The sequence below is a fragment of the Sporosarcina sp. So3-204 genome (assembly GCF_058068165.1).
In genome coordinates, this window is record NZ_CM176485.1 from 3137111 (window position 1) to 3159385 (window position 22275).

Below are 22275 nucleotides of genomic sequence, written 5' to 3' on the forward strand. Positions count from 1 at the left end.
TTCAGGGAAATAGCTCCGCATCAACTAAGATACGAAGCCATTTCAATAAGATTATAGTGTAAATGAGAGTTGTTTCGAAAGTTCCTCCATCATACTGCGATAACTCTCTTTAGTTGGACAAGGTTGCTCGGGCAACTGTGCTTGAACTTGAACGTACCGCTTTTTGGTTGAAACTTTTCTATCCATTTCTACTTTTTGATGATTGATGATTTTTTTGTTACCAAAAGTATACGGCGAGAAACCATCAATCATCTTTTTAAAGATGTCTGCTATCTTTTCAAATGTTTTATCTTGATTGGGTGAAGGCTTAAAGTAGACACCGATTCGTCTTTTACCAAAAGAGATATCGGGATGTATGGTTGAACGAATTTCCTGTTCATTACACTTGAAAGATTCATACCAGTCTGCACACGACTTGTCAAAGAACAACTCTACAAATGCAGTATAATTGTTACTTCTGGCCGAGCAACGAAAAATGATACCCGATTTACCTGCCCCTATCGTCAGGATGCGGTCATGTTGATTCGTCTTTTTTCCATAATGAAGGTTAAGGAAATATGGGATGCGTATTCGCAAAAATTCCAGCAACTCACGTTTAACATCTTCAGGGCGATTGGAGTCAAGGGGTAACGGGGCTGTGTGCATTTGACCACAGTGAAACTGATTTAGCTGTTTTTTCATATACCGAACGCTAAACAGTTCGTCTATTTCATCCATTAAATGAAAATGATCATATATATCGAGCTTATACATTTCATTGAGTTGCTTTAATACGGGATGGACAGCTGAATTAAGTGCCAAAGCATAAAAGTCAATATACCTTTTATCATTCTTCTCCATCCAAGTCATTAAGTCTTTAAGCAATTGGTCATCGAAGGATTCGGCAATCCAAACTATAGATGATTCGGGGTAACTCTCCATCATTTTCTTTATCCTTTCCAAATATGATTCATTGGCTTTAGTCAACTGAACTTCAACATAGACACCGATTCTACGTTGCGGATCAATTCCATGAATATCAATGTTTCGATTAGCATGTCGTTGTTCCAGACTTAAATTTCCCACATGAAAACCAAGCGTTTCAGATAGTATGGCGGGGTTTTCCTTTACATATATCGAAAATATGGACTCTCGTATTGATCCGTTTTTGCTCATTTCTTACACCCTTTCATCATTGGAGGTAGGTTCATTAAAGGATTTGGTAAATAATAATTTACAAAAAAAGCACTCACCAAGTTTCTCGAATTGGTAAGTGCTGATTTTTTTCTGATGTAATTGTCATTTATTCGTATCAATCGCCTCATAAAAGGACTCACCTCTCTCGACAGTGTGTTACCGAGGATTATAAATGGAGATATAGGCTATAGTCAAGGATTAACAACGATCATTCGTTCGTCGCCTTTTGTATATAACCCCTCTATACTTTTTTACATATGTAACGGCGAACAGATGAACTGTCCCCGCTGTAAAGGTTATTGCACTTTTAACTCACTGATTAGTTCTCCAATTACCTGGGTTTCGGACAATATTGTTTCAAGACTCCATTCAGCATTTAAGATTATTCCTAATATCTCCAATAACAATTCCTTTTCATCGGAAGTTAGGGTGATTCCTTCGTGTTCAACTTTGTGATTGAACAAAAGTTCTTTTATACCGATAGGTTCCCCTTCATTCCATTCCAAGCTCGAACCTGCAAGTACCCACACTTCAACGTTTAACGCTTCTGCAAGGGCTACAAGTTTCGTAAATCCTGGAGACCTTCTTTTCGACTTTTCAAGACGATTTATATAGGACGGGGATATTCCAGTCATTAAAGAGAGTTTGTGAAGCGAGAACCCTCTTTCTTCCCGAAGCCCCTTTAACATTTTCCCAAAGTCGTCACTCATTTGTTCCTTTTGCAAAACAACCATCTCCCTTTTCTCTGTTTTCCTGTAAGGAAATCCTTTTTCATAATCATTTTGATCCTTATATTGTAGATAGAGGGGAGGTTTTTATAACGTAAATAGTAAATAGTTTGGTTCCTTTGCTATCACAATAGACAACGACACAGAAGGGATTGAAAGGGACATCTGGATAAATGAAAAAACTCTTCAGGTCTTAATTGAAAGGTATATATACATATAGCCTTCACAACAGAATGACTCTTCCCTGACTAATATGCCATAATTTCCGACATTCTCTCCAATTTGGACGTATAACTATCCTCAGTTTCATACGGGCTTTCTTCTACAAATTCAGCATACCCTTCATCAACTGGAATCCCACTTCTCACCCATTCCCGCATCATATCAATATCTCTTTCTTTCACTTTTTTCTCCCCTTCTTTTCGTCCAATAGCTTTTATGAAATTGTTAATATGCATATCTTTGTATTCAGGTAAACAAATAGCTTTAAAATTGCATCGATTGCATTGTTCCTTGTTTTCCGTTTTGTGAAACACATCCATAACTTCATCATCTGGTTTATTTAATTTTTCTTCTAATTCAGCCATTCTCTCCGCACTTTGGAGAATTATATCTCGGAGATTTTGAGTATGATATTCCTCTAAAACGTATGATTTACTTGTACCAGTTTCTAAGTATTCATTTGTTACAACGATGTCTGATAAGTTTGCACCAAATGTTTTTTCCAGATACATTGCATATAAAGTAAGCTGTAATATATCTTTACCCTGCGACTGCTTCCCTGTTTTCCAATCAACGATTCCCCATATATCATTTTCGTCGTCATGGTATATAAGATCGGCTGAAAGAACAACTCTCACTCCATCCAAATAAAATGAGCGAAATTTCTCCACCTCCATTATTTCGACATTTCCATTAGTGATAAGATTATTCCTTGTGTCAGAGTGGATGAACCCGCTAATGCAAGCATCCATTTTTTCCTTTATGAACTGAACAGTAATATCGCTTAACTCACCAGAATAATAAAGTTCAAAAAGCATTGGATTTACTTTGGGGTCTTTATACCATAAAGCTAAACTTTTCGATTGGCTGTATGATTGATTAAGCATATCGCTCAGCCTTTTCTTTATTGTAGTTTTGGATAACACTTCTCCCGTTTCAAAAAGGATGTTTATTTCCGTTTCAATCATTCGGTGCATCAAATCACCAAAGAGCAAATACACATTTTTAAGGTGCTTCAATCGCCATGCAAGTTGGAGGTATGCTGGTCTACTCTCAAATTTACCCCTATTCGATAAATAGTAATTTAGAGCCCATTGCATCTCGCAATTCATCAGCATTTTATGTTTTGAAAGTGACCATAATCCATAGTTATTTCGCATTTAACTACCTCCTTGTTTAATGTGGTTGTCTACATAACAGGATTAAAAAAGACACCTTCCATCCATTGGAAAGTGTCTTACTTTTTGATGTAAAGTTGGAAGTTTCTTATTTAGCACACTCATTTCCCATTCCTCCTCCTGTTATTTCCAACAGAATACCACAAGAACATTCATTCGTAAACATACTTTTTGACTTGTAGTAATTCCTATTAACAATACGAATGCCTTAAAATAATCCAGGATTATCAACAATTTAGTAAGTAGATCGCATATCTCTATCTAAAGATTCGCTATGCACTATCTATTTACTATCAAATGAACGGCTAACAATCGCTGTTAATCATGATTAAGTTTAAGCACTGGTTACATAAATAAAAAATAGGCAAGCGGGAAGGAACCCAGTCACCGACCTATATTTCTGTCCATATTAAGAATATGTAATAACAAACTCACCATTGGAAAGGGCTTGTGGCAATAAAACAAGATTGATTCCTTTAAGGTATTGACTATATTTACTACGAACAATGTCAAACGTCTTGGATTCAGTCACAAAGAAGTATTTAAAGTCAGCTACGTTTTGCTGTAACTTCTCAAAGTCTTTCATGAAAGTATTCTTCTGATTAGCACCGAGATCATTTTCTTTATATGGATATGTTGTTTTAAGCTCACCGATTATCCTTTTTCCATCAGTTGTCTTTTCATCTACATCTAATCCTGGTGAGCCTTGTGGCTTCAAAGCCATATTTAACTTAGAAAATGAATGCCTTTGATTGAGAAACTCTTTTATTAGCAAGCAACCTATGAAGCCCATATCATTATCTATATTACCGATGATTCTTCTAAAAGTTTTCATTGACTCATACTGTTCAATCAAACTTTCATTGGAAAAATCCGATGGCATATCATTGATTAGAAAGTCTCTAACTTTATCCACTTTTTCAGATAGACTTTCAATATAGTTCATCTCTTCATTGGATAACCCATCCCTAATATCCAACTCTTTTACTGCATCTTCTTTTTGAGTTTGCATTTCCGCATTTTCTTTTCTTATGAACTCGACATATTCACCAAATTTCACATTCCCTACTAAGTAACCCGCTTCCAACCATATTGAAGCATGGGAATGAGCCTTTGGACTGTTCACCCACCAGGCCTGATATTTATATGCAGATTGGGGTAATGGGACATTCAAAATGGCTTCAAGTTCACTGAAAGACAATGTGACGTGTGATAATGTTAATCGTTTCAAATAATTTTGTAAGGGAATATATTTTCCTTTTACTATCTTATCCATTTATGATCACCCCCGAAATGGTATTTCTCTCTTTTCAATAACCTCAGGTTACCAAGCAATACCTCCCTTTGGACATAGTCCTTATCAGCCAAAATGCAGTTCTCTATGACAATTTGGGCAAACAGCCTGAGCATTTTCAACTGTATCTTCCCCGCCATCTGCTAATCTCTCAATATGATGGACTTCTAAGTATGGGGTTCCGTCAGTAGCCCTTTTAAAAGGGGCTACCTTCCCACACTTCTCACAATAACCTTTTGCTCGAATTAAAACTTCTGCAATTACATCAGCATTACGCTTAAACACCTTAGTTGTTACTTCATAATTGTCAGGATAAACGGAGCTCCTTCTTTCCAATCGAGCTTCCCTTTTCTTGCTATCATCTTTCATTGCCCGTTTTACAGCTTGGTAAAGTTCTTCATCGGTATCTACAATATTGTTTATCTCTCCAACCATTTGCACTTTATATTCAGGCAGAACGAAATATTCCCCTCTACCGACCCTTTTAAAGTATTTCCTGTATGTTGGACTGTGAGCATTCTCGGTAGCATTTGAGAGAATAACTCTCATATGATTCTCACTTGCATCTATTTTATTTTTTTCACAAAAGCGTTTTACTTTTTCAAATGTAATCGGTTCAATGATATCCCCATTAATAACCGCTTTTACAATCTCATATCCTAACCCACTGTCTCCATGTTTCGCCATTCACGTAACAACTCCTACACTTAATTAATCTCAATATATAACCCTATATTGGGTCTATTCGACAAAAACATACAAAACCCTTGAACCATGGGAGGACTTAAAGTCATTAAGTATAGATGAACAGCAAGAAATGATTCTTGATAAACTCATGAAGACAATCAACTCACGAAAAAGGCAATTTAGGAAGTGCCAATTTTGCGGTGATAAAGTTGCGATCGAACATCGCTTTGACAATGATATTTGCCATGGTTGTGGAAGTGAGCGGTTTGGCGTTTTATTTTAATTGATACCAATCAAAAAATCTCCCATAGCATTAAAGGGAGATTTTCTTGTATACACAGTAAAAGGACTATTCAATAGCCCCTCAAATGTTTGATTAATTGCTCATTCTGTTTTGAGACTTTAGATTTATAATTTGCTGGCAACCTGGTAATGCCTCTTGGAATTGGAAACTTCTTTTGGTTATTTACCACCTTATCTAAATCCTGGCTCATTTCGAATAAAACATAAGGATCTAAAACCACGCCATTTACCCATTGAATTGTTCCTGCAATTTCATCTAATTCAGCCGACATAAACAAATCTATATCGCCACGTATGTCTTCCATTAACCCTTCTTCGTTTTGTAAAAATTTTTGTATATCTAAGATTCGGTATTCTTTATTTTCAAATTCTATGATTAGCTTGAACGTTTTGGTCGGGTAAAACGATAAAATCCTCATGTAACCCTCCACCTTTAATAATTTTCGTAGTCACCTGGGTAAGACCACTCACCTTTTATCATAACAACAGTTTCTTTGCATGAACTCGAATTAAGTTGAAGTCATCATCTAACTTTATATTAGGATAAATGCTATTTTCTAATGCTTTCTTCCAAATATCACTCCTCTTCCAGAAAAGTTTTACTTCTTCTTTAAATTCCTCTACCGTCAGATCTTTATAAGTTTTTCCTCAATAAACTCAGACAGTTCTTTCATTCCACTATCATAAATCTCTTTTAATTTAATTGGATCAAGTTCATTGTTTGTACTCAAAACGGCTTCCTCCATTTCTACAATTAAGCTATCTGAATCACAAATTTTATCTTCTTCTATAAATCAATTCTATCGCCCTGTTGATTCGTGACAAGATCTTATCCGTTCCCCAATCTTTTATGGTTGTTTTGGGAAGATTGGGGTTCTTTAATTTCCCGCTTTTAATTCCCGCTTTCTTCCTACACCCATTCTTGCTTTCCTTATGTTTCACCTTAGATCACTCCTATTCAAATACGAATCGTTTCTTTGAGATTACTTCCATATCCATACCTTCTCCAACCTTATACCATCCAGAAAACACCAAGAGCTTGAAATATCCAAAGTTTTATGAATGCCCCCACCAGTAACCCGATAATAAGAACAATTAAATTACTTATGTGTTCAGCAAAGAATCCACGCATATATTCATGTGATCCAAACTTTTCAGCTAAATACCTCACTTTGTTTCTCCCCCTTCACACTGAATTTGTAATACTGTTACCTTAAAAACGGCAGAAAAAAAGTCACTCGGAATTTCGAGTGACTTGGACAACTTTTATATTCAATTATAGCTGGTAGATAAATCAACATATCAATCACCTATAACCAATTATTTTTATTGCATTTACTTAATAATAATTCATACCAGTGAAATCGTCAATAATATCCTTGATACTGACTTTCCTACTGCCGTCTGACGGTTGAAGGGGGTGAAGGAAGGATCTGTATCTTCTACTATCTAACCCATCATTTGCCCTCTTCATCGGCTTCGTAATGTATCTGCATGAGCCTTCCTAACCCACTCTTCACCCATTTACCGTCCTCGGTTATTTCACCAAAAAACTTGTCCACTGGAAGTTCAAAAAGTTGATAAGATTGCCTCTGGGGTAGTAATGCTATTTGTTTCTCCGCCTCTTCTTTCGATGAATAAGCCCCGAGCGAAACAAAGTTTGATAATATAATCCCCTCGTCTATTAAAAAATCATCCATATCGTTTTCGTCGTATGCACCTCTTCCTATCCGCTCTTTCTATTCCCACAAATATTTCAAGTCAATTTGACACTTAAAAACAACATCATGATTTTCCTACCTTCAATATCGTAATGAGTATCCGGATTTCGCTCAATCTTTTCCTTTTCCCTTAAACCTTAAAAATTGAAATTACCCGACAAACCAATTCCCAAATATATTTCTTGATTCTTTCAATTACTGTCCCTTTATCTCCCCAGTTTTCTTCAGTATCTTTTCTTCCTTTTTCCTTCCTTCAATAAATTTGTCTATTTCACTTAAATCTTCATGCCAAAATAAATTTGTATATGTTGCATTCGGAGCTGGAATTAGTTTATAAAAGTATTCCAATGCGGATTCCGAACCTACTATGTAAGTAGGTATATCTGGCTTAGCACAAAATGCAGTATGTCCATTTAATAATACATTTTTCGCCACTATTGAAGAAGGTAAGGGATCTATCATACTGGAATTCAATATCATTGCCATTAGTTGTGTTGCTCCATGTATATAGCCAGTGTTAATGTAATTTCCCGCAAAGCAATAACCTGGAGGAGCATCTTTCCATTCCTTCAACAATGCCTGCTGATATGATTTAACTAACATAGACTTATAGCCTTTATTGACTCTCGATGAAAAAGAAAATGAATTGTAAGCATAAGCATTAGCTAATGCTTCCTCTAATGGGTCATGTTTATGAACACCCAGACCCATTGCTTCATGATAATTCGAGTAAAAGTAATTAATATAAAGCGGTTTTGGCTTACCAAAACCAGATGATATTATTTCTAACGAAGTGGCCGCTGATTCCACAATATGATGAAAAAATTCATGATGAAAGATTTCAAAAATAATGTAACCCAATAGAATATCACTTTGGAAAAAGACATTATTTAAACCTAACCTAATTCGAAGTCTATTATAGTATTCTAATATTTTGTCTACTAATAAATATATCCCCCATTCCTCATAACGATAGAAATGGAATGGTTTGTAGAATCCAAGAGCATCGGGAGAAATTTTATTTACATCATAAAAATGAAATGACTTAGGGTTTTTCAAATGAATCCATAGCTCTTCCATTTGTTCTTTAGAAACTTCATTTTCAGTAGATATACTTTTAAATTTTTTTAAGATTATATCTATCTCTGATTTAGGCATCTTCTTAGCTCTTTCTGTGGAAAGTCCATATAGCAATTCCTTGGCTTCTACAAATTCCTTACCATTTCTAACTTTTAATTCCTTCGCATGTTTCATTAAACCATTTGTAAATAGCCAAGGGATACAATAATCAATAGAAGGAATTACCTTAAAATCTTTAAGCAATTCACTTTGTTCATAAAAATATCCCTCTTCGAAAAAAGTTTGATTTGCCAATAATGTCACCCCCTATTTTGATAATAGGTTAAACTTCTATTAAATAGAACAAAACCCTTCACAATACTTTTCCACTACTTAGGCTACTAAAAACCTTTCTTCATCTAACTAAAAAGTCCGAAGGATTTCTAATTTCGCATCAAGAGCGGAAATTTTTAGGAATACGACAAACCTACCATTTTCTCAATCACAATTCTTCAGTAACATAAGAAATTACTTGGTTTAACAACAGCATGACCCTCCCAAACCCTTAAACCCTAAAAAAACGGAAAAAAGATTCAACTTTTTCCCGTTTTTCATTCCTACTATGACCAATTAAAATTAAGTTGCCACACAAAAAACACCGCAAACCCGCATTCCTTCGTTTCCATTTATAATAAAGTCCCCATACCTTTCCCCCGTTTTCACCCTTTTCCGTTCACGTTTTGACCGCTTTTTCACCCTTTTTTCACGCTTTTTGTTCACGTTTTTCTCTCTTTATAATAAAGATAGTAGAGATAAGGGTTCGAAGAAAAGCAGGTGTGGTAAGGGTTAAAGAGATTTTGGATAAAGAACTTTGTTTTAAAAAGTTGAAAATGGATGGTGCGAGTTTATTATAAAGTGCTGGAGTTTATTTTGGAGCTACACTTCATAATCCATGTAGCATACACACTCCACATGTGAGGAGTGTGGGAACATATCAACAGGCTGTACTTCCTGCGTTTTATAACCACCATCTTCAAGTATACGAAGATCACGTGCTAAAGTTGCTGGGTTACACGATACGTAGACAACCCGTTTAGGTTTATATTTCAATATTGTCTCTAATAACTCTGCATCGCAGCCTTTTCTCGGTGGATCTACTACAAGGACATCAAACCGTTTTCCTTCTGCATACCAATTTGGAATGACAACTTCTGCTGGACCTGCTTCAAAAAATGCATTTTGGATACCGTTTAATTCAGCGTTACGCTTCGCATCTTTAATAGCTTGTGGAACGATTTCTACACCGTATACTTCCTTTGCCTGCTGAGCGAGGAATAAAGAGATTGTGCCAATACCACAAAACGCATCAATGACAGACTCGTCCCCTGTTAAACCAGCATAATTCAGCGCTTGTTTATATAGAACTTCAGTTTGTTCTGCATTTACTTGGTAAAATGAGCGCGCAGAAATTTCAAAGTCAATGCCGCCGATTGTATCAACGATGAATGACTTTCCATCAAGTAAAATCGTTTCATCACCAAAAATGACATTCGTTTGTTGACTATTTACGTTTTGCATAATAGAAGTGACTTCAGGTACAACACGTTTAATAAGTGCTATCGCTTCTTCCTTTTGCTTAAACTTTTTAGAGCGTGTGACAAGGACGACCATTAATTCGCCCGTTGCACGCGCTTTACGTACGATTAAGTGGCGTAATAGACCGCGGTTCGTTTTCTCATCATAAGCATCCATACCAATCGCATGCAGTTCATTTTTCAAAGTAGCCATCAGCTCATCGGCTTCTTCTCCTTGAATGATACACACGTCAGTATCGACAATATAATGCGTACGCGTTTGATAAAATCCAGCGACCACTTTGCCTTCACGTTCGTTAAAAGGTATTTGTGATTTATTGCGGTAACGCCAAGGATTGTCCATCCCTTTCACAGCATGAACCGGCACGTCTGGTAATTTTCCGATACGCTCTAGAGCATCACGAACGGTTTTCTGTTTTTGGATAAGTTGTCCTTCATAAGATAAATGTTGAAGTTGGCATCCGCCGCATTCAGAAAACACATGACAAGGTGGTTCCACACGATTTGGCGATGCTTTCGTTACTTCTATTAACCGCGCAAAACCATAATTTTTCATTGTTTTTTGCACATGAATCTCAACTTCTTCACCTGGTAAAGCACCTGGAATAAACAGCGGGTATCCTTCTACCTTCGCAACTCCTGCACCGTCATGCGTCAAATCTTCAACTATTACATTTAAACGATCATTTCGTTTTACTATAAAAGACATATTTTTTCCTCCATATTTCATATGTCTTTAGTTTACCACGCCTTCGGTTAAAAAACAGACACTGGATTAATTTTAGCATTACGATAAGCATCAGATTGAATGCAGAAAAAAGTTAATTTATCAATTAATATCCTTCAAACGAGAACAAAGTAAATATATAAAAAAGAGCTTCGCGTAATGCGATGCTCCTCCTGTATATTACTTATTCTTCCTCTTCAATTTGCTTCAAAACAGCTTCGTCTTTAGGCGCAATGAAGAAGGCAAAAGCGATTGCTAGAAATAAGACAAGAAAAGGTGCATAGAACATTAAAAAGTGATTCATAAATGACTCCTCCTTTATGCGTGGTAATCGCCTTTTCCGCGGACATAATCTTTATCAAACAAGAATAAACGCATGAGCAAGTATAGTGATGGAATTAATAACCCGAGTCCTAGTAGGAATACAACGATTAAGGAAATCGCCATTGCGGGATTCGTAAAACTATCGTATATCGTCAAATAAGGATATAACAAATACGGATAATGTGATGCACCGTATCCGAAAAAAGCAAAAATAAATTGCCCTACAAGTAATAAAAAAGCAAATCCGTATTTACGACGTTGTAATATTAGTACTACTGTTCCAATGAACATAAGAAATGAAATTAAGAACATCGGCCAAAAGTTTTGTATATTTTCGTAGTGTAAAGGATTATGTTTTCTTAATTCGAATATTATACCGCCCGCTGTAATCATCGTTGGCAATGCCCAGATAAGCGCGTATTTACGTAGTAAATTTGTTGCTTCTACGTCTCGAGCTTTATTTGCATACCAAGTTAAAAACACTGCTGAAATATATAATGTTGCTGCTACACTTAACACAACGATTGCCCATGTAAGCGGACTTGTAAATAACAACCAGTAATCAAGCACTGGATTACCGTCCACAATTGTTACGAAACCACCTTCTGATATCGTCAACACAATTGATAAAGAGGCAGGTATTAATATTCCCGCAAGTCCATACATAAATGAATATCCTTTATGCCCTCGTGTACCATAATTTTCAAACGCATAATAAGAACCGCGTATTGCTAACAGAATAATCCCAAAACTGACTGGGACTAGCAAGACCGTTCCGTAATAAAAAGCAGTTTTCGGGAAAAAACCGATAATGCCTACAAAGAAGAAAACTAGAAATACATTTGTAACTTCCCATACTGGTGATAAATAGCGCTGAATAATATTTGTTAATATTCTCTGGCGACCTGTTAGTACACTATATGCATTGAAGAAACCTGCACCGAAATCGATTGCACCCACCAGTACATAACCAAATAAGAAAGTCCATAAGACTGTTATTCCTATAATTTCAAGTGTCATCTTACGTCACCGCCTTTTTCCATTTCACGATCTTCTATTTCACGTTCAACTGGATTGTTACGGAACATCCGTCTTAGAACTACGATGCTACCGACTCCGAGAACAAGGTAAAGCAATGCAAACAATACAAGCATTGTACTCACTTGACCACTCGTCGTTGCTGCATCAGACGTCTTCATAATGCCTCGTAAAATCCAAGGCTGTCTGCCGACTTCAGCCAACCACCAGCCAGTCTCAATTGCTAAGATTGACAGTGGGCCTCCGAAAAAGATTAACCAACGGAACCACTTCGTCGTAACCATTTTCCAACGACGTTTCGTACCGAACCAGAATACCGCAGACAATAATACCATCCACATACCAATCGTTACCATAATATCGAATAAGTAGTGAATATAAAGCGGCGGAACCTCATCTTCAGGAAACTGATCTAGCCCCATTACTTCTGCTGTTGGGTTAGCATGCGCTAAAACGCTAAGCGCGTAAGGTATTTTAATCGCATACTTTATTTCACCATCAGATAGTACACCGTATAAAATAAGTGGTGCATTTTTTTCAGTTTCAAAATGCCATTCTGCTGCCGCTAGCTTTTCGGGCTGATACTCTGCCAAATACTTACCTGATAAGTCACCGATAAGTGCGGTCGCAATAGCAAACACAAGCCCAACTTTCATCGTTAGATAAAGTGCTTTTTTATGGTATTCATGATTGGAACCTTTTAATAATCTAAATGCTGCAATAGATGCAAGTACAAACGCAGATGTCATATAAGCTGTAACAACAACATGAGCCACTTTAGTAGGCATCGCAGGATTAAACATCGCAAGCAGCGGATTAATATTAATTAATTCGCCATTTACTAAATCAAATCCTCGAGGTGCGTTCATAAATGCATTTACAATCGTAATGAATACTGCAGAAAAAGATGCCCCAACTGCGACTGGAATCAATATAAGCAAATGTTTTTTTTGATTTTCGAATCGATCCCATGTGTATAAATATATTCCTAAAAAAATAGCTTCAAAAAAGAATGCAAAAGTTTCCATAAAAAGCGGTAACGCAATAACATTTCCGGCTAGTTCCATAAAGTTTGGCCATAATAACGATAGCTGCAAACCAATTGCTGTTCCTGTTACTACACCAACTGCCACTGTTATGATAAATCCACGTGCCCATCTTCTTGCGAGCAATATATAATGTTCATCGTTATTCTTTATTCCGACCCACTGAGCAATCATAATCATAAGTGGAACACCAACACCTATTGTGGCGTAAATAATATGAAATGAAAGGGTTAATTCAGTTAAAACACGTGAAAAAAATACAGCTTCCTCGTTTCCCATAGGAATAAACCTCCTTAATTTTCAAAACAGTCTGCCGACTATTGAAAGTAATATAATTCCCGCTATGATAAATGCGAGCCACATTAGGCGTTTTTCATGCACCTTATACATCTTGCACTTCCTTTCAGTAACAAGCTCTCTTTTAATTTATACCCATTTCCACCTTAATATAACGATAAATAATGACCTTTCAAGTAAGGTTCAATGAATTTTGTATGAACTTCTTACTTGTTAGTATTTGAAATATTGTGTAATATGTAATAACACAGTAAAAGAGGTGAACATATTGGAAATAAAAAGAAAAGTATTAGGTTACATTACCCGAGGTGAAGAACCGAATTTGGAAATCCTTGTGTTCAAGCATAAGGATAATGAAGAAGCTGGAGTGCAAGTTCCAGGTGGTACCATTGAAAATGATGAGTTAATCATTGATGCCCTCTATAGAGAAATCGAAGAGGAAACTGGGATTACTCGGAACGAGCTTGAACTTAAAGGAAAAGTAAATAAAACAAATCACTATCCTAAGAGTAAAAATAAAATATACGAACGAACCATTTTTCATCTCTCCTATATAGGAGAGAATCGCACAGAATGGGAATACCGTGTTGAAGGCGATGGGAAAGATGCTAAACAAACCTATTGCCATTATTTTGTACCCATTAGTGAACTCCCTAAACTTGCGTTAAATCAAGATCAAGCTATCGCGCTTATACTTTAAAAAAAGAACTGCATGTACCCGTGAATACTCACGGACATGCAGTTTTTTATATTAAATCTTGTTTTCGTATTTTATCCAATGGTACAAACATTTCAATATGACGGCACAAGTTTTGAAATTCAGCTGGCAGTTGTCCTCCGTATTCACCATCCAAGTTCAAAAGCACTTTCTCGGGTGATGTTACTGTAATTTTTTCTGCTTTACTAGAAATAATAAGCGGATCATCTAAATGATCGCCGCGTAATGCAAGCGATACAATACGTATAAATTCCGCAATATTACACTTTTTTAAAATAAGCAAAGTAAACTTACCGTCATTTAAGCTTGAATCTGGGGCAAGTCGTTCAAATCCACCGACTGAATTCGTTAATCCTACAAGGAACAACATCGCTTCGTCATCAAAAACTTCTCCATCATATTCTATTTTTACACGAGAAGATTTAACTGAAGGTAACATTTCAATCCCTTTTAAGTAATACGCAAGCTGTCCTAGTACTGTTTTTAATCTACTTGGCACATCATAAGTAAGCTCCGTTACTCTTCCACCACCAGCAATATTAATAAAATGACGACCATTCATAAGTCCAACATCTACCGGGATTGAGTCGCCTTTAATAATAATATCTAGCGCTTTATCAATATCGCGGGGTATCTTTAACGCACGTCCAAAATCATTTGTCGTCCCCATTGGAATAAGTCCAATCTTCGGTCGATTTTCAAATGGACTAACACCTGCAATCACTTCATTCAACGTTCCATCTCCACCGGCCGTAACAATAAGGTCAAAGCCTCTTTCTACTGCAGCTTTTGCAGCTTCTGTAGCATCGCCTTCACACGTTGTTGCATGGCATGATGTTTCATAGCCTGCAAGCTCTAACTTCTCTAATACATCGCCTATATTCTTTCTAAAAGCTTCACGACCGGCTGTCGGATTATAAATGATTCTAGCACGTTTCATAAGAATTCCCTTTCTCTCTTCACTATATTAGTGACTTTTAAATTAAATAGTTATGTTAAACAGCCTTTTGTAATACCGGAAAAAATGTTTTACGTATATCTTCGTAAACAGTTAACCAATATTCAGGTTTGGATGTATATTCTGCCGTAATTCTTTTAATAATTTTTTGTTGCTCATCTTTATATTCAGGGGCATCAGCCGCTGGTAATGATTTGCGCAATTCTAGTACGTAGTCTTGAATTAATGAAGCACGTGGCCCCCACTTCGCAATGACTTCCCCTTCAGGATTAAGCATTAAATATATCGGTATTGACTTACCACCATTCGTTAAATGTCGATTAATTAAATCAGGGTTTTCGTCCCTATATACCACGCGGACATCTAAATTAGAAGCTTCAGATATTTTCCTTAGAATTGGATTGTTCATCATCGCATCACCACACCAATCTTCCGTAATGACAAGGATATTTGGCTTAACGTTTTTTAATGTTGCAATAAATTCATCGTCCTCTGGACATTCAAATTGTTCGTATATCAATAAAGAATTGTCCTTATGTGTAGTCATTTTAGTCATATATGTTACGAGTGATATTGCTTCATCGAAATATTGTTTTTCTGACTTCATTCAACAAACACACTCCTTTTCTTTTATTGTACGATTCCAAACTGATTGTAGCAAATTCTTGAAACAGAATTATGACTGATTTTAATTTCTTTAACATAAAAAAACGCCCTATGTCGCAAGCTTCTGCTTACTACATAGAACGTTTCTAAAAGGTTATCGTTTCCCTATTTCTTCTAAAAGAATTTTATTGACGAGTTGTGGATTCGCTTGACCTTTCGACGCCTTCATAATTTGCCCAACGAGGAAGCCAATTGCACGGTCTTTTCCTTCTTTGTAGTCAGCAATCGATTGTTGGTTTGCATCGAGTGTTTCAGAAACCATTGTTCGAAGTGTGCCTTCATCTGAAATTTGAACAAGACCTTTCGCTTTGACGATATCGTTAGCGTCTCCGCCTTCTTCGATAAGTTCCTTAAATACCTTCTTCGCAATCTTCGAAGAAATTGTACCGTCTTTGATGAGCTTAATCATACTTGTTAATCCAGCAGGAGTTAATGCGGTCTCAGCAAGTTGCTTCTGTGCTGAATTAAGATACGCAGACACTTCACCCATAAGCCAATTGGAAGCAAGTTTTGGATCAGCACCGGCTTCAACCGTTGCTTCAAAGAAATCAGCCATTTCCTTCGTTAAAGTTAGAACCATAGCATCGTATTTTGGTAGATCCCAATCATTTATATAACGTTCTTTACGAGCGTCAGGAAGTTCTGGAATTTCAGCACGGACACGCGCCATCCACTCTTCATCGATATGAACTTCTGGAAGATCCGGATCATTAATGAAGCGATAATCATCGGATGAACCTTTAATACGCATTAGTGTCGTTTTTCCAGTAGCCTCTTCATAACGACGCGTCTGTAGAACGATTTCTTCTCCTGCTAATAACAGTTGCTTTTGACGTTCAACTTCAACTTCAATACCTCTACGAACAAAATTAAATGAGTTCATGTTTTTAATCTCTGTCTTTGTACCAAACTCTTTTTGTCCAACCGGACGAAGGGAAATATTCGCATCACAACGAAGTGATCCTTCTTCCATACGACAATCTGAAACGCCTGTATATTCAATAATTGCTTTTAACTTTTCAAGGAAAGCATATGCCTCATCTGCAGAACTGATATCTGCCTCAGAAACAATCTCAATAAGTGGCGTTCCTTGACGGTTTAAATCGACAAGTGAATAGCCATAATCTGTGTGGTTTAGTTTCCCTGCATCTTCTTCTAAATGAATTCGATTTAGTCTAATTTTCTTCTTTTTACCATCTACTTCAATCTCAACCCATCCACCTTTACCAACTGGACGATCTTCTTGTGTAATTTGATAAGCTTTCGGGTTGTCTGGATAGAAGTAGTGTTTGCGGTCAAAGTGCATATCTGTTGCAACATCACAGTTTAGAGCCATTGATGCTTTCATTCCGAATTCAACAACCGCCTCATTGAGTACAGGTAAAACCCCTGGATAAGCAAGATCTGTTAAATGGATATTTTCATTTGGTTCAGCACCAAAATGAGATGGCGCTGATGAAAATATTTTAGTGTTTGTTTTAAGTTCTACATGGACTTCTAGTCCAATTACAGTTTCAAAATTCATATTTACTTCTCCTCCCATATGGCCGGAGTGCGGGTATGAAAATCAGTTGCTTTTTCATATGCATGTGCCACTTTATAAATCGTTGCCTCATCGAAATGGTTTCCGATAATTTGCAAGCCAAGTGGTAATCCGTTTGAAAATCCGCACGGTACTGAAATTGCTGGAACGCCGGCAAGATTGATAGGTGTAGATAGTACATCACCAGCGTTATGGATTGTTTCGCTAACAGTTTTGTCGCCTAATTTTAATGCAGGCGTTGGTGTAGTTGGTCCGATAATGAGATCATATTTTGCAAATACATCCGCAAAATCTTGTGCAATCAATGCACGAACACGCTGTGATTTTTTATAAATAGGATGATATTGATTTGCACCTAAAGCGTATGTGCCAAGTAAAATACGTCGTTTCACTTCTTCGCCGAAACCTTCATTTCGAGATAGTTTATAAACCTCATCTAAACTTTTTGCATTTGGAGAACGGTAACCGAAACGAACACCGTCAAAGCGTGCAAGATTCGATGATGCTTCTGCTGAAGAAAGAAAATAATAAACAGAAGGTGCATATGATGCATGTGGAAGAGATACTTCTTCCCAAACAGCACCTAGTGATTCGAGTACTTTCAATGCATCAAGTACTGCCTGTTTAGCTTCTTCTCCCATTTCATCACTCATATATTCTTTTGGAACGCCTATCTTCAAGCCTTTAATATCGCCAGTAAGTTGTTCTTTATAATTCGGAACTTCCTTATTTGATGACGAGCTATCTCTTTTATCGAAACCAGCAATTGCGCTAAGAAGTAGTGCATTATCCTCAACTGTACGAGTTATCGGTCCTGCTTGATCTAAAGAAGAACCAAACCCAATTAAGCCTAAGCGCGAAACACGACCATATGTAGGTTTCATTCCTACTACACCACAATATGAAGCTGGTTGTCTTACAGAACCACCTGTATCTGTTCCGAGTGAAAATAGAACTTCTCCCGCAGCAACTGCTGCAGCTGAACCACCTGAAGAACCACCTGGAACGTAATCTAAATTCCATGGATTATGTGTCTTTTGGAATGCTGATGTTTCTGTAGTAGAACCCATTGCAAATTCATCCATATTTAATTTCCCAATTGTTACGAGCCCTGCCGCGTTAACTTTCTCCACAACTGTTGCATCATATATAGGCATGAAGTTTTCCAACATTTTACTTGCAGCTGTTGTAATAATTCCTTTTGTTACAATATTATCTTTTATACCAATAGGTAAACCGAAAAGTGGTCCGCGGTTTTCCATAGGTTCATTGTCTAATCTTTCTGCTGTCGCTAAAGCTTGTCCTTCATTCACGGACAAAAACGCCTTTACATCGCCATCAATTTTCGCAACGCGAGATAATGATTCCTCTGTTAATTCTTTAACGGAAACTTCTTTATTATGTAACAACGACTGAAGTTCTGTTGCTGTTTTAGAAAATAATGTCATCTTTTTCCCTCCTATTTCTACTGATTAAAGAACCGCTGGTACTTTAATCCCGCCAGATTTATGTTCAATAATGCCTGTCAACATTTCTTCACGGTCTAGTACTTCAGCGACTATGTCCTGACGCATCACGTTTACATTTTGCTTCACATGCATCATCGGAATGACTTCTTCTGTATCGAGTTCATTCATTTTATCTAGATGATTACTTATTTTAGGTGCCAACTGTGCTGTATAGACTTCTGCTTCTTCATCTGAGATGAATATAAAGCTAAAACCAGCAACAGTTAGTAGTTCTTCTTTTGTAAATTTAGTCATTTCTTCTCCTCCTCTTTATTGCATTGTACGTTCAATTATAGCATCAAAAAAATATGATGGAAAGTCCTACTGTTTTAGTAGCCGTATATATGGACAAACGGTTTATCTTCTCCGACTTTTTTAACGATTAGCGCTTCTGGTCCATTTACAGACGTCACACTAACTTCTGTATATATATTCGGGAAATATTTTATAATTAGCCCTGTTAAGTATTGTGTAAAGCCAATTGTTTCGCTTGTTCCGTAAAACTGAATTGGGATTTCAATTTCTAAAGAATTGACTGTTCCATTTTTATAAAATCCACGTCCAATTGTATTTACAAAGCTAGGGAAATAATCATCAATTGCTTGCTTAAAGTTTTTGAATGAAGTGTTCATTTCTCGGTATTTCTCATCATTATTCCCAGTTGGAAAAAGGACGTATTTCTCGTCTACGAGCTTCCAACCTGATGGTGCCTTACCTTTTTCAGCATATGTCGTTGCAAAATAATAGCCCGGAACAATTGATTCTCGGCTTTCTTGCTTAAATAGACCTATGACGATTGGTATTTCTGAGAGGCCTTCTTGTGAACGTAACCGTTTTACAATTTCTTCTCCTATTAATGTTCCTTGTTCCTCTAATACTTTATCGGGAATATCGGTTTCTTTTCCACTTCTCGAATAATAGATTGAATTAAGTGCAAGACCGATTGATATACCGTCTAATCTAACTTTCTTATCATCTGTCATCACAAGGAAATTTTGTTCGACGATATGCGCAAGGTAATTCGGTGCTTCTTCCGCAATTTCTTCTTCTGACATTTTTTCAGTTGTTTCAGGATTCAGTCCTTCTCGATTGTCGGCAGATTTTCTTCTCAGCCAAGAGGTTGCCATTTCTTCATCAATATGTTGCCCTTCTTGGAAAAAGTGGTTCTTAGGATCAAAATGTTGTGTAGAAAGGCGTAACAAACCTTCTTCTGACTCTTGAATATCGTACTTAGTTCGAACATTGTTAAGTATTAAGCCACGACTTGCACTTTTCTTAAATGGTAAAAGCGTACGGTAAAATTCTTCTTTCAGCTGTATATCTGGAATAATTACCGTTTCTTCTACACTTTCTTCGTTGTCTTGAATCAATTCTTTATCTTGTTCACCGAATGATGGAATACATCCACCTAATAAGAGTACAGCGATTAATCCTAGTAACACACTAATTTTCTTCATTAATCCGACTCCTTTTTACCTAGTACATCAAGTAACTTTTCTTCATTCCACACTGTAATTTCTAATTCTTCGGCGCGGACAAGTTTTGAACCAGCATCTTCTCCTGCAACTACAATATCTGTATTCTTACTAACACTGCCCGTTACTTTTCCACCAAGCATTTCAATTCTTTTTTTAGCTTCTCCACGTGTTAGCTCAAATAACTTTCCTGTTAAAACAATCGTTTTCCCAGCAAGGACACCATCTGTTGGTACATTTTCTCTAAGTTGCCCCTTGTATGCCATATTCAATCCATATGATTCTAACTTCCGCAGAACTTCTAGTACATCTTCATTACTAAAATAAGTTGTAATAGACTCTGCAACTTTATCACCGATTTCGTGAATTGAAATTAGTTGTTCTGGTGTAGCTTGCATGAGCATATCAAGTGATCCATATTCTTCAGCAAGAATAGTTGCCGCTTTTTCACCCACATGCCGTATACCCAATCCAAACAACATCTTTTCTAGCGAATTTTCTTTAGATCTTTCAATTGCTGTCAATAAATTAGAAACCGACTTCTCACCCATTCGCTCCAATTCAATCAACTGTTCCCTTGTTAAAGTGTATAAATCAGATATATCATGAACAAGACTTTCCTTATACAACTGGTCTACTACTCGTTCCCCTATTCCTTCAATATTCATTGCGTTTCGAGAGACGAAATGAAAAATCGCTTCTTTCATTTGTGCGGGACATTTAGGGTTTACACAACGAAGCGCGACTTCTTCTTCAAAACGAATAAGTGTAGATTCGCATGCTGGACATACCTCTGGCATCGTAAACGGTTTTTCATCGCCAGTTCGACTATCAATAATAGGTGCAACAACCTCTGGTATGATATCTCCTGCTTTTCGAATAATAACGGTATCTCCTATACGGATATCTTTTTCTTTAATCAAATCCTCATTATGAAGAGAAGCTCGTCCAACTGTCGATCCTGCAACGAGAACTGGTTCGAGTATCGCTGTCGGTGTGACAACACCTGTCCGTCCAACACTTAGCTCAATATCAAGTAATTTTGTCAATACTTCAGTTGCTGGAAATTTGAATGCAGTTGCCCACTTCGGGCTACGCGCTGTGTAACCGAGCTGTTCTTGGTCTTCAAAACTTTCTACTTTAATGACAATCCCATCAATATCATAATTAAGAGATGTCCTATGTTCAGTCCATTTTTCAATGTATTTAATTACTTCATCAATTGACTGACATTGCTGTCGTTCTTTATTCGTTTCAAAACCTAACCTATCTACATACTTAAGTGCATCTAAATGGCCATCCAATCCGTATTCACTAGCATCCCCACCGATTGCATAAACAAAAATTGCTAAGTTGCGACTTGCAGCAATTTTTGGATTGAGCTGGCGAAGTGAGCCAGCCGCTGCATTTCGAGGATTAGCAAATGGTTCTTCGCCTGCCTCATCACGTGCTTCGTTTAATTGAACAAAAGACTTTTTCGGCATATAAGCTTCTCCACGAACTTCGATTGATACGGGTTCAGCTAGTCGAAGTGGTATCGATCGTATTGTTTTCAAGTTCTCGGTTATATCCTCACCAATAGCACCATCACCACGCGTTGAACCTTGTGTAAATACCCCATCTACATATCTAAGTGAAATCGCAAGTCCATCAATTTTCAACTCACATATATAAGACACTTTAGGTCCTGTAGCTTCTTGAACACGTCTATCAAAATCACGTATGTCAGCTTCATTAAATGCATTCGATAAGCTTAGCATACGCGTTTCATGTGTCACTTTACCAAATCCAGTTAATATTTCCCCCCCAACACGACTAGTCGGGGTATCAGGAAATATTAAATCTGGAAACTCGGCTTCAATTCTAAGTAATTCTTGCATATAGTCATCATAAGTTGAGTCTGGAACGAGCGGCTTATCTAGTACATAATATGAATGGCCATACTTATGGAGGAGACTATTTAGCTCTTCCACTCGATTTTCAAGTTCAATCTTTTCCATTTACCTATCTCC

21 protein-coding genes are annotated in these 22275 nt (G+C 36.9%); 1 reads left to right on the top strand and 20 read right to left on the bottom strand.

The genetic code is table 11. The features are described from left to right. Positions 1 to 51 precede the first annotated feature (51 nt). From AC3RV6_RS15525 to AC3RV6_RS15585, 13 genes are all read right to left on the bottom strand, one after another. The gene (locus AC3RV6_RS15525) at positions 52 to 1155 is read right to left on the bottom strand and encodes a hypothetical protein (protein ID WP_489746874.1); all 1104 of its coding nucleotides are present in this window, start codon (positions 1153 to 1155) and stop codon (positions 52 to 54) included. Between the two features lie 317 nt (positions 1156 to 1472). Then, complete coding sequence (locus AC3RV6_RS15530; protein WP_489746875.1) at positions 1473 to 1901, bottom strand: helix-turn-helix domain-containing protein; 429 nt, start codon at positions 1899 to 1901, stop codon at positions 1473 to 1475. Positions 1902 to 2152: 251 nt separating this feature from the next. Further along, on the bottom strand, positions 2153 to 3286 hold the full coding sequence (locus AC3RV6_RS15535) for a PD-(D/E)XK nuclease family protein (protein ID WP_489746876.1): 1134 nt from the start codon (positions 3284 to 3286) through the stop codon (positions 2153 to 2155). A 427-nt stretch (positions 3287 to 3713) separates the two neighbouring features. Then, complete coding sequence (locus AC3RV6_RS15540; RefSeq protein WP_489746877.1) at positions 3714 to 4580, bottom strand: DUF7662 domain-containing protein; 867 nt, start codon at positions 4578 to 4580, stop codon at positions 3714 to 3716. Between the two features lie 84 nt (positions 4581 to 4664). Next, positions 4665 to 5285, bottom strand: a complete 621-nt coding sequence (locus AC3RV6_RS15545) for an HNH endonuclease (RefSeq protein ID WP_489746878.1) — start codon at positions 5283 to 5285, stop codon at positions 4665 to 4667. A gap of 353 nt (positions 5286 to 5638) precedes the next feature. Then, a complete protein-coding gene (locus tag AC3RV6_RS15550; RefSeq protein WP_489746879.1) occupies positions 5639 to 6007 on the bottom strand; it encodes a hypothetical protein in 369 nt (122 codons plus the stop codon). 593 nt (positions 6008 to 6600) lie between these two features. Further along, on the bottom strand, positions 6601 to 6759 hold the full coding sequence (locus AC3RV6_RS15555; RefSeq protein ID WP_489746880.1) for a hypothetical protein: 159 nt from the start codon (positions 6757 to 6759) through the stop codon (positions 6601 to 6603). 286 nt (positions 6760 to 7045) lie between these two features. Beyond that, positions 7046 to 7288: a hypothetical protein gene (locus tag AC3RV6_RS15560; protein WP_489746881.1), complete on the bottom strand. Its 243-nt coding sequence runs from the start codon at positions 7286 to 7288 to the stop codon at positions 7046 to 7048. Between the two features lie 216 nt (positions 7289 to 7504). Further along, a complete protein-coding gene (locus tag AC3RV6_RS15565) occupies positions 7505 to 8683 on the bottom strand; it encodes a hypothetical protein (RefSeq protein ID WP_489746882.1) in 1179 nt (392 codons plus the stop codon). A 621-nt stretch (positions 8684 to 9304) separates the two neighbouring features. Continuing rightward, entirely contained in the window at positions 9305 to 10672 is a 1368-nt protein-coding gene (gene rlmD / locus AC3RV6_RS15570; protein ID WP_489746883.1) for a 23S rRNA (uracil(1939)-C(5))-methyltransferase RlmD, read from the bottom strand. 202 nt (positions 10673 to 10874) lie between these two features. Further along, the gene (cydS, locus tag AC3RV6_RS15575) at positions 10875 to 10994 is read right to left on the bottom strand and encodes a cytochrome bd oxidase small subunit CydS family protein (RefSeq protein ID WP_489746884.1); all 120 of its coding nucleotides are present in this window, start codon (positions 10992 to 10994) and stop codon (positions 10875 to 10877) included. Positions 10995 to 11008: 14 nt separating this feature from the next. Then, positions 11009 to 12034 carry a cytochrome d ubiquinol oxidase subunit II gene (locus tag AC3RV6_RS15580; RefSeq protein ID WP_489746885.1) on the bottom strand — a complete coding sequence of 342 codons (1026 nt, stop codon included), beginning with the start codon at positions 12032 to 12034 and terminating at the stop codon, positions 11009 to 11011. Further along, complete coding sequence (locus AC3RV6_RS15585) at positions 12031 to 13377, bottom strand: cytochrome ubiquinol oxidase subunit I (RefSeq protein ID WP_489746886.1); 1347 nt, start codon at positions 13375 to 13377, stop codon at positions 12031 to 12033. Before AC3RV6_RS15585 ends, AC3RV6_RS15580 begins: the two co-directional genes overlap by 4 nt. A 277-nt stretch (positions 13378 to 13654) precedes the next feature. Between AC3RV6_RS15585 and AC3RV6_RS15590 the strand changes: the two genes are divergently transcribed. Continuing rightward, entirely contained in the window at positions 13655 to 14095 is a 441-nt protein-coding gene (locus AC3RV6_RS15590) for an NUDIX hydrolase (RefSeq protein ID WP_489746887.1), read from the top strand. 46 nt (positions 14096 to 14141) lie between these two features. Here AC3RV6_RS15590 and AC3RV6_RS15595 read toward each other — a convergent pair whose 3' ends face one another. The 7 genes from AC3RV6_RS15595 to ligA all read right to left on the bottom strand — a co-directional run bounded on the left by AC3RV6_RS15595 (position 14142) and on the right by ligA (position 22263). Then, on the bottom strand, positions 14142 to 15053 hold the full coding sequence (locus AC3RV6_RS15595; RefSeq protein WP_489746888.1) for a diacylglycerol kinase: 912 nt from the start codon (positions 15051 to 15053) through the stop codon (positions 14142 to 14144). 55 nt (positions 15054 to 15108) lie between these two features. Beyond that, complete coding sequence (locus AC3RV6_RS15600; RefSeq protein ID WP_489746889.1) at positions 15109 to 15678, bottom strand: thioredoxin family protein; 570 nt, start codon at positions 15676 to 15678, stop codon at positions 15109 to 15111. 153 nt (positions 15679 to 15831) lie between these two features. Next, positions 15832 to 17262, bottom strand: a complete 1431-nt coding sequence (gene gatB, locus AC3RV6_RS15605; protein ID WP_489746890.1) for an Asp-tRNA(Asn)/Glu-tRNA(Gln) amidotransferase subunit GatB — start codon at positions 17260 to 17262, stop codon at positions 15832 to 15834. Positions 17263 to 17264: 2 nt separating this feature from the next. Then, positions 17265 to 18728, bottom strand: a complete 1464-nt coding sequence (gene gatA / locus AC3RV6_RS15610) for an Asp-tRNA(Asn)/Glu-tRNA(Gln) amidotransferase subunit GatA (RefSeq protein ID WP_489746891.1) — start codon at positions 18726 to 18728, stop codon at positions 17265 to 17267. A 24-nt stretch (positions 18729 to 18752) separates the two neighbouring features. After that, on the bottom strand, positions 18753 to 19043 hold the full coding sequence (gatC, locus tag AC3RV6_RS15615) for an Asp-tRNA(Asn)/Glu-tRNA(Gln) amidotransferase subunit GatC (RefSeq protein ID WP_489746892.1): 291 nt from the start codon (positions 19041 to 19043) through the stop codon (positions 18753 to 18755). Positions 19044 to 19117: 74 nt separating this feature from the next. Then, the gene (locus tag AC3RV6_RS15620) at positions 19118 to 20245 is read right to left on the bottom strand and encodes a CamS family sex pheromone protein (RefSeq protein ID WP_489746893.1); all 1128 of its coding nucleotides are present in this window, start codon (positions 20243 to 20245) and stop codon (positions 19118 to 19120) included. Then, the gene (gene ligA / locus AC3RV6_RS15625) at positions 20245 to 22263 is read right to left on the bottom strand and encodes an NAD-dependent DNA ligase LigA (protein WP_489746894.1); all 2019 of its coding nucleotides are present in this window, start codon (positions 22261 to 22263) and stop codon (positions 20245 to 20247) included. The genes AC3RV6_RS15620 and ligA overlap by 1 nt, the downstream gene beginning before the upstream one ends. Positions 22264 to 22275: the final 12 nt, after the last annotated feature.

Bases quoted from the DNA above. Each gene is read 5' to 3' on its own strand.
- cydS (WP_489746884.1), bottom strand. From the start codon at position 10,994: ATGAATCACTTTTTAATGTTCTATGCACCTTTTCTTGTCTTATTTCTA.
- rlmD (WP_489746883.1), bottom strand. From the start codon at position 10,672: ATGTCTTTTATAGTAAAACGAAATGATCGTTTAAATGTAATAGTTGAA.
- AC3RV6_RS15560 (WP_489746881.1), bottom strand. From the start codon at position 7,288: ATGGATGATTTTTTAATAGACGAGGGGATTATATTATCAAACTTTGTT.
- AC3RV6_RS15620 (WP_489746893.1), bottom strand. From the start codon at position 20,245: ATGAAGAAAATTAGTGTGTTACTAGGATTAATCGCTGTACTCTTATTA.
- AC3RV6_RS15550 (WP_489746879.1), bottom strand. From the start codon at position 6,007: ATGAGGATTTTATCGTTTTACCCGACCAAAACGTTCAAGCTAATCATA.
- AC3RV6_RS15525 (WP_489746874.1), bottom strand. From the start codon at position 1,155: ATGAGCAAAAACGGATCAATACGAGAGTCCATATTTTCGATATATGTA.
- AC3RV6_RS15580 (WP_489746885.1), bottom strand. From the start codon at position 12,034: ATGACACTTGAAATTATAGGAATAACAGTCTTATGGACTTTCTTATTT.
- AC3RV6_RS15585 (WP_489746886.1), bottom strand. From the start codon at position 13,377: ATGGGAAACGAGGAAGCTGTATTTTTTTCACGTGTTTTAACTGAATTA.
- gatA (WP_489746891.1), bottom strand. From the start codon at position 18,728: ATGACATTATTTTCTAAAACAGCAACAGAACTTCAGTCGTTGTTACAT.
- gatB (WP_489746890.1), bottom strand. From the start codon at position 17,262: ATGAATTTTGAAACTGTAATTGGACTAGAAGTCCATGTAGAACTTAAA.
- AC3RV6_RS15545 (WP_489746878.1), bottom strand. From the start codon at position 5,285: ATGGCGAAACATGGAGACAGTGGGTTAGGATATGAGATTGTAAAAGCG.
- AC3RV6_RS15535 (WP_489746876.1), bottom strand. From the start codon at position 3,286: ATGCGAAATAACTATGGATTATGGTCACTTTCAAAACATAAAATGCTG.
- AC3RV6_RS15600 (WP_489746889.1), bottom strand. From the start codon at position 15,678: ATGAAGTCAGAAAAACAATATTTCGATGAAGCAATATCACTCGTAACA.
- AC3RV6_RS15595 (WP_489746888.1), bottom strand. From the start codon at position 15,053: ATGAAACGTGCTAGAATCATTTATAATCCGACAGCCGGTCGTGAAGCT.
- AC3RV6_RS15540 (WP_489746877.1), bottom strand. From the start codon at position 4,580: ATGGATAAGATAGTAAAAGGAAAATATATTCCCTTACAAAATTATTTG.
- ligA (WP_489746894.1), bottom strand. From the start codon at position 22,263: ATGGAAAAGATTGAACTTGAAAATCGAGTGGAAGAGCTAAATAGTCTC.
- gatC (WP_489746892.1), bottom strand. From the start codon at position 19,043: ATGACTAAATTTACAAAAGAAGAACTACTAACTGTTGCTGGTTTTAGC.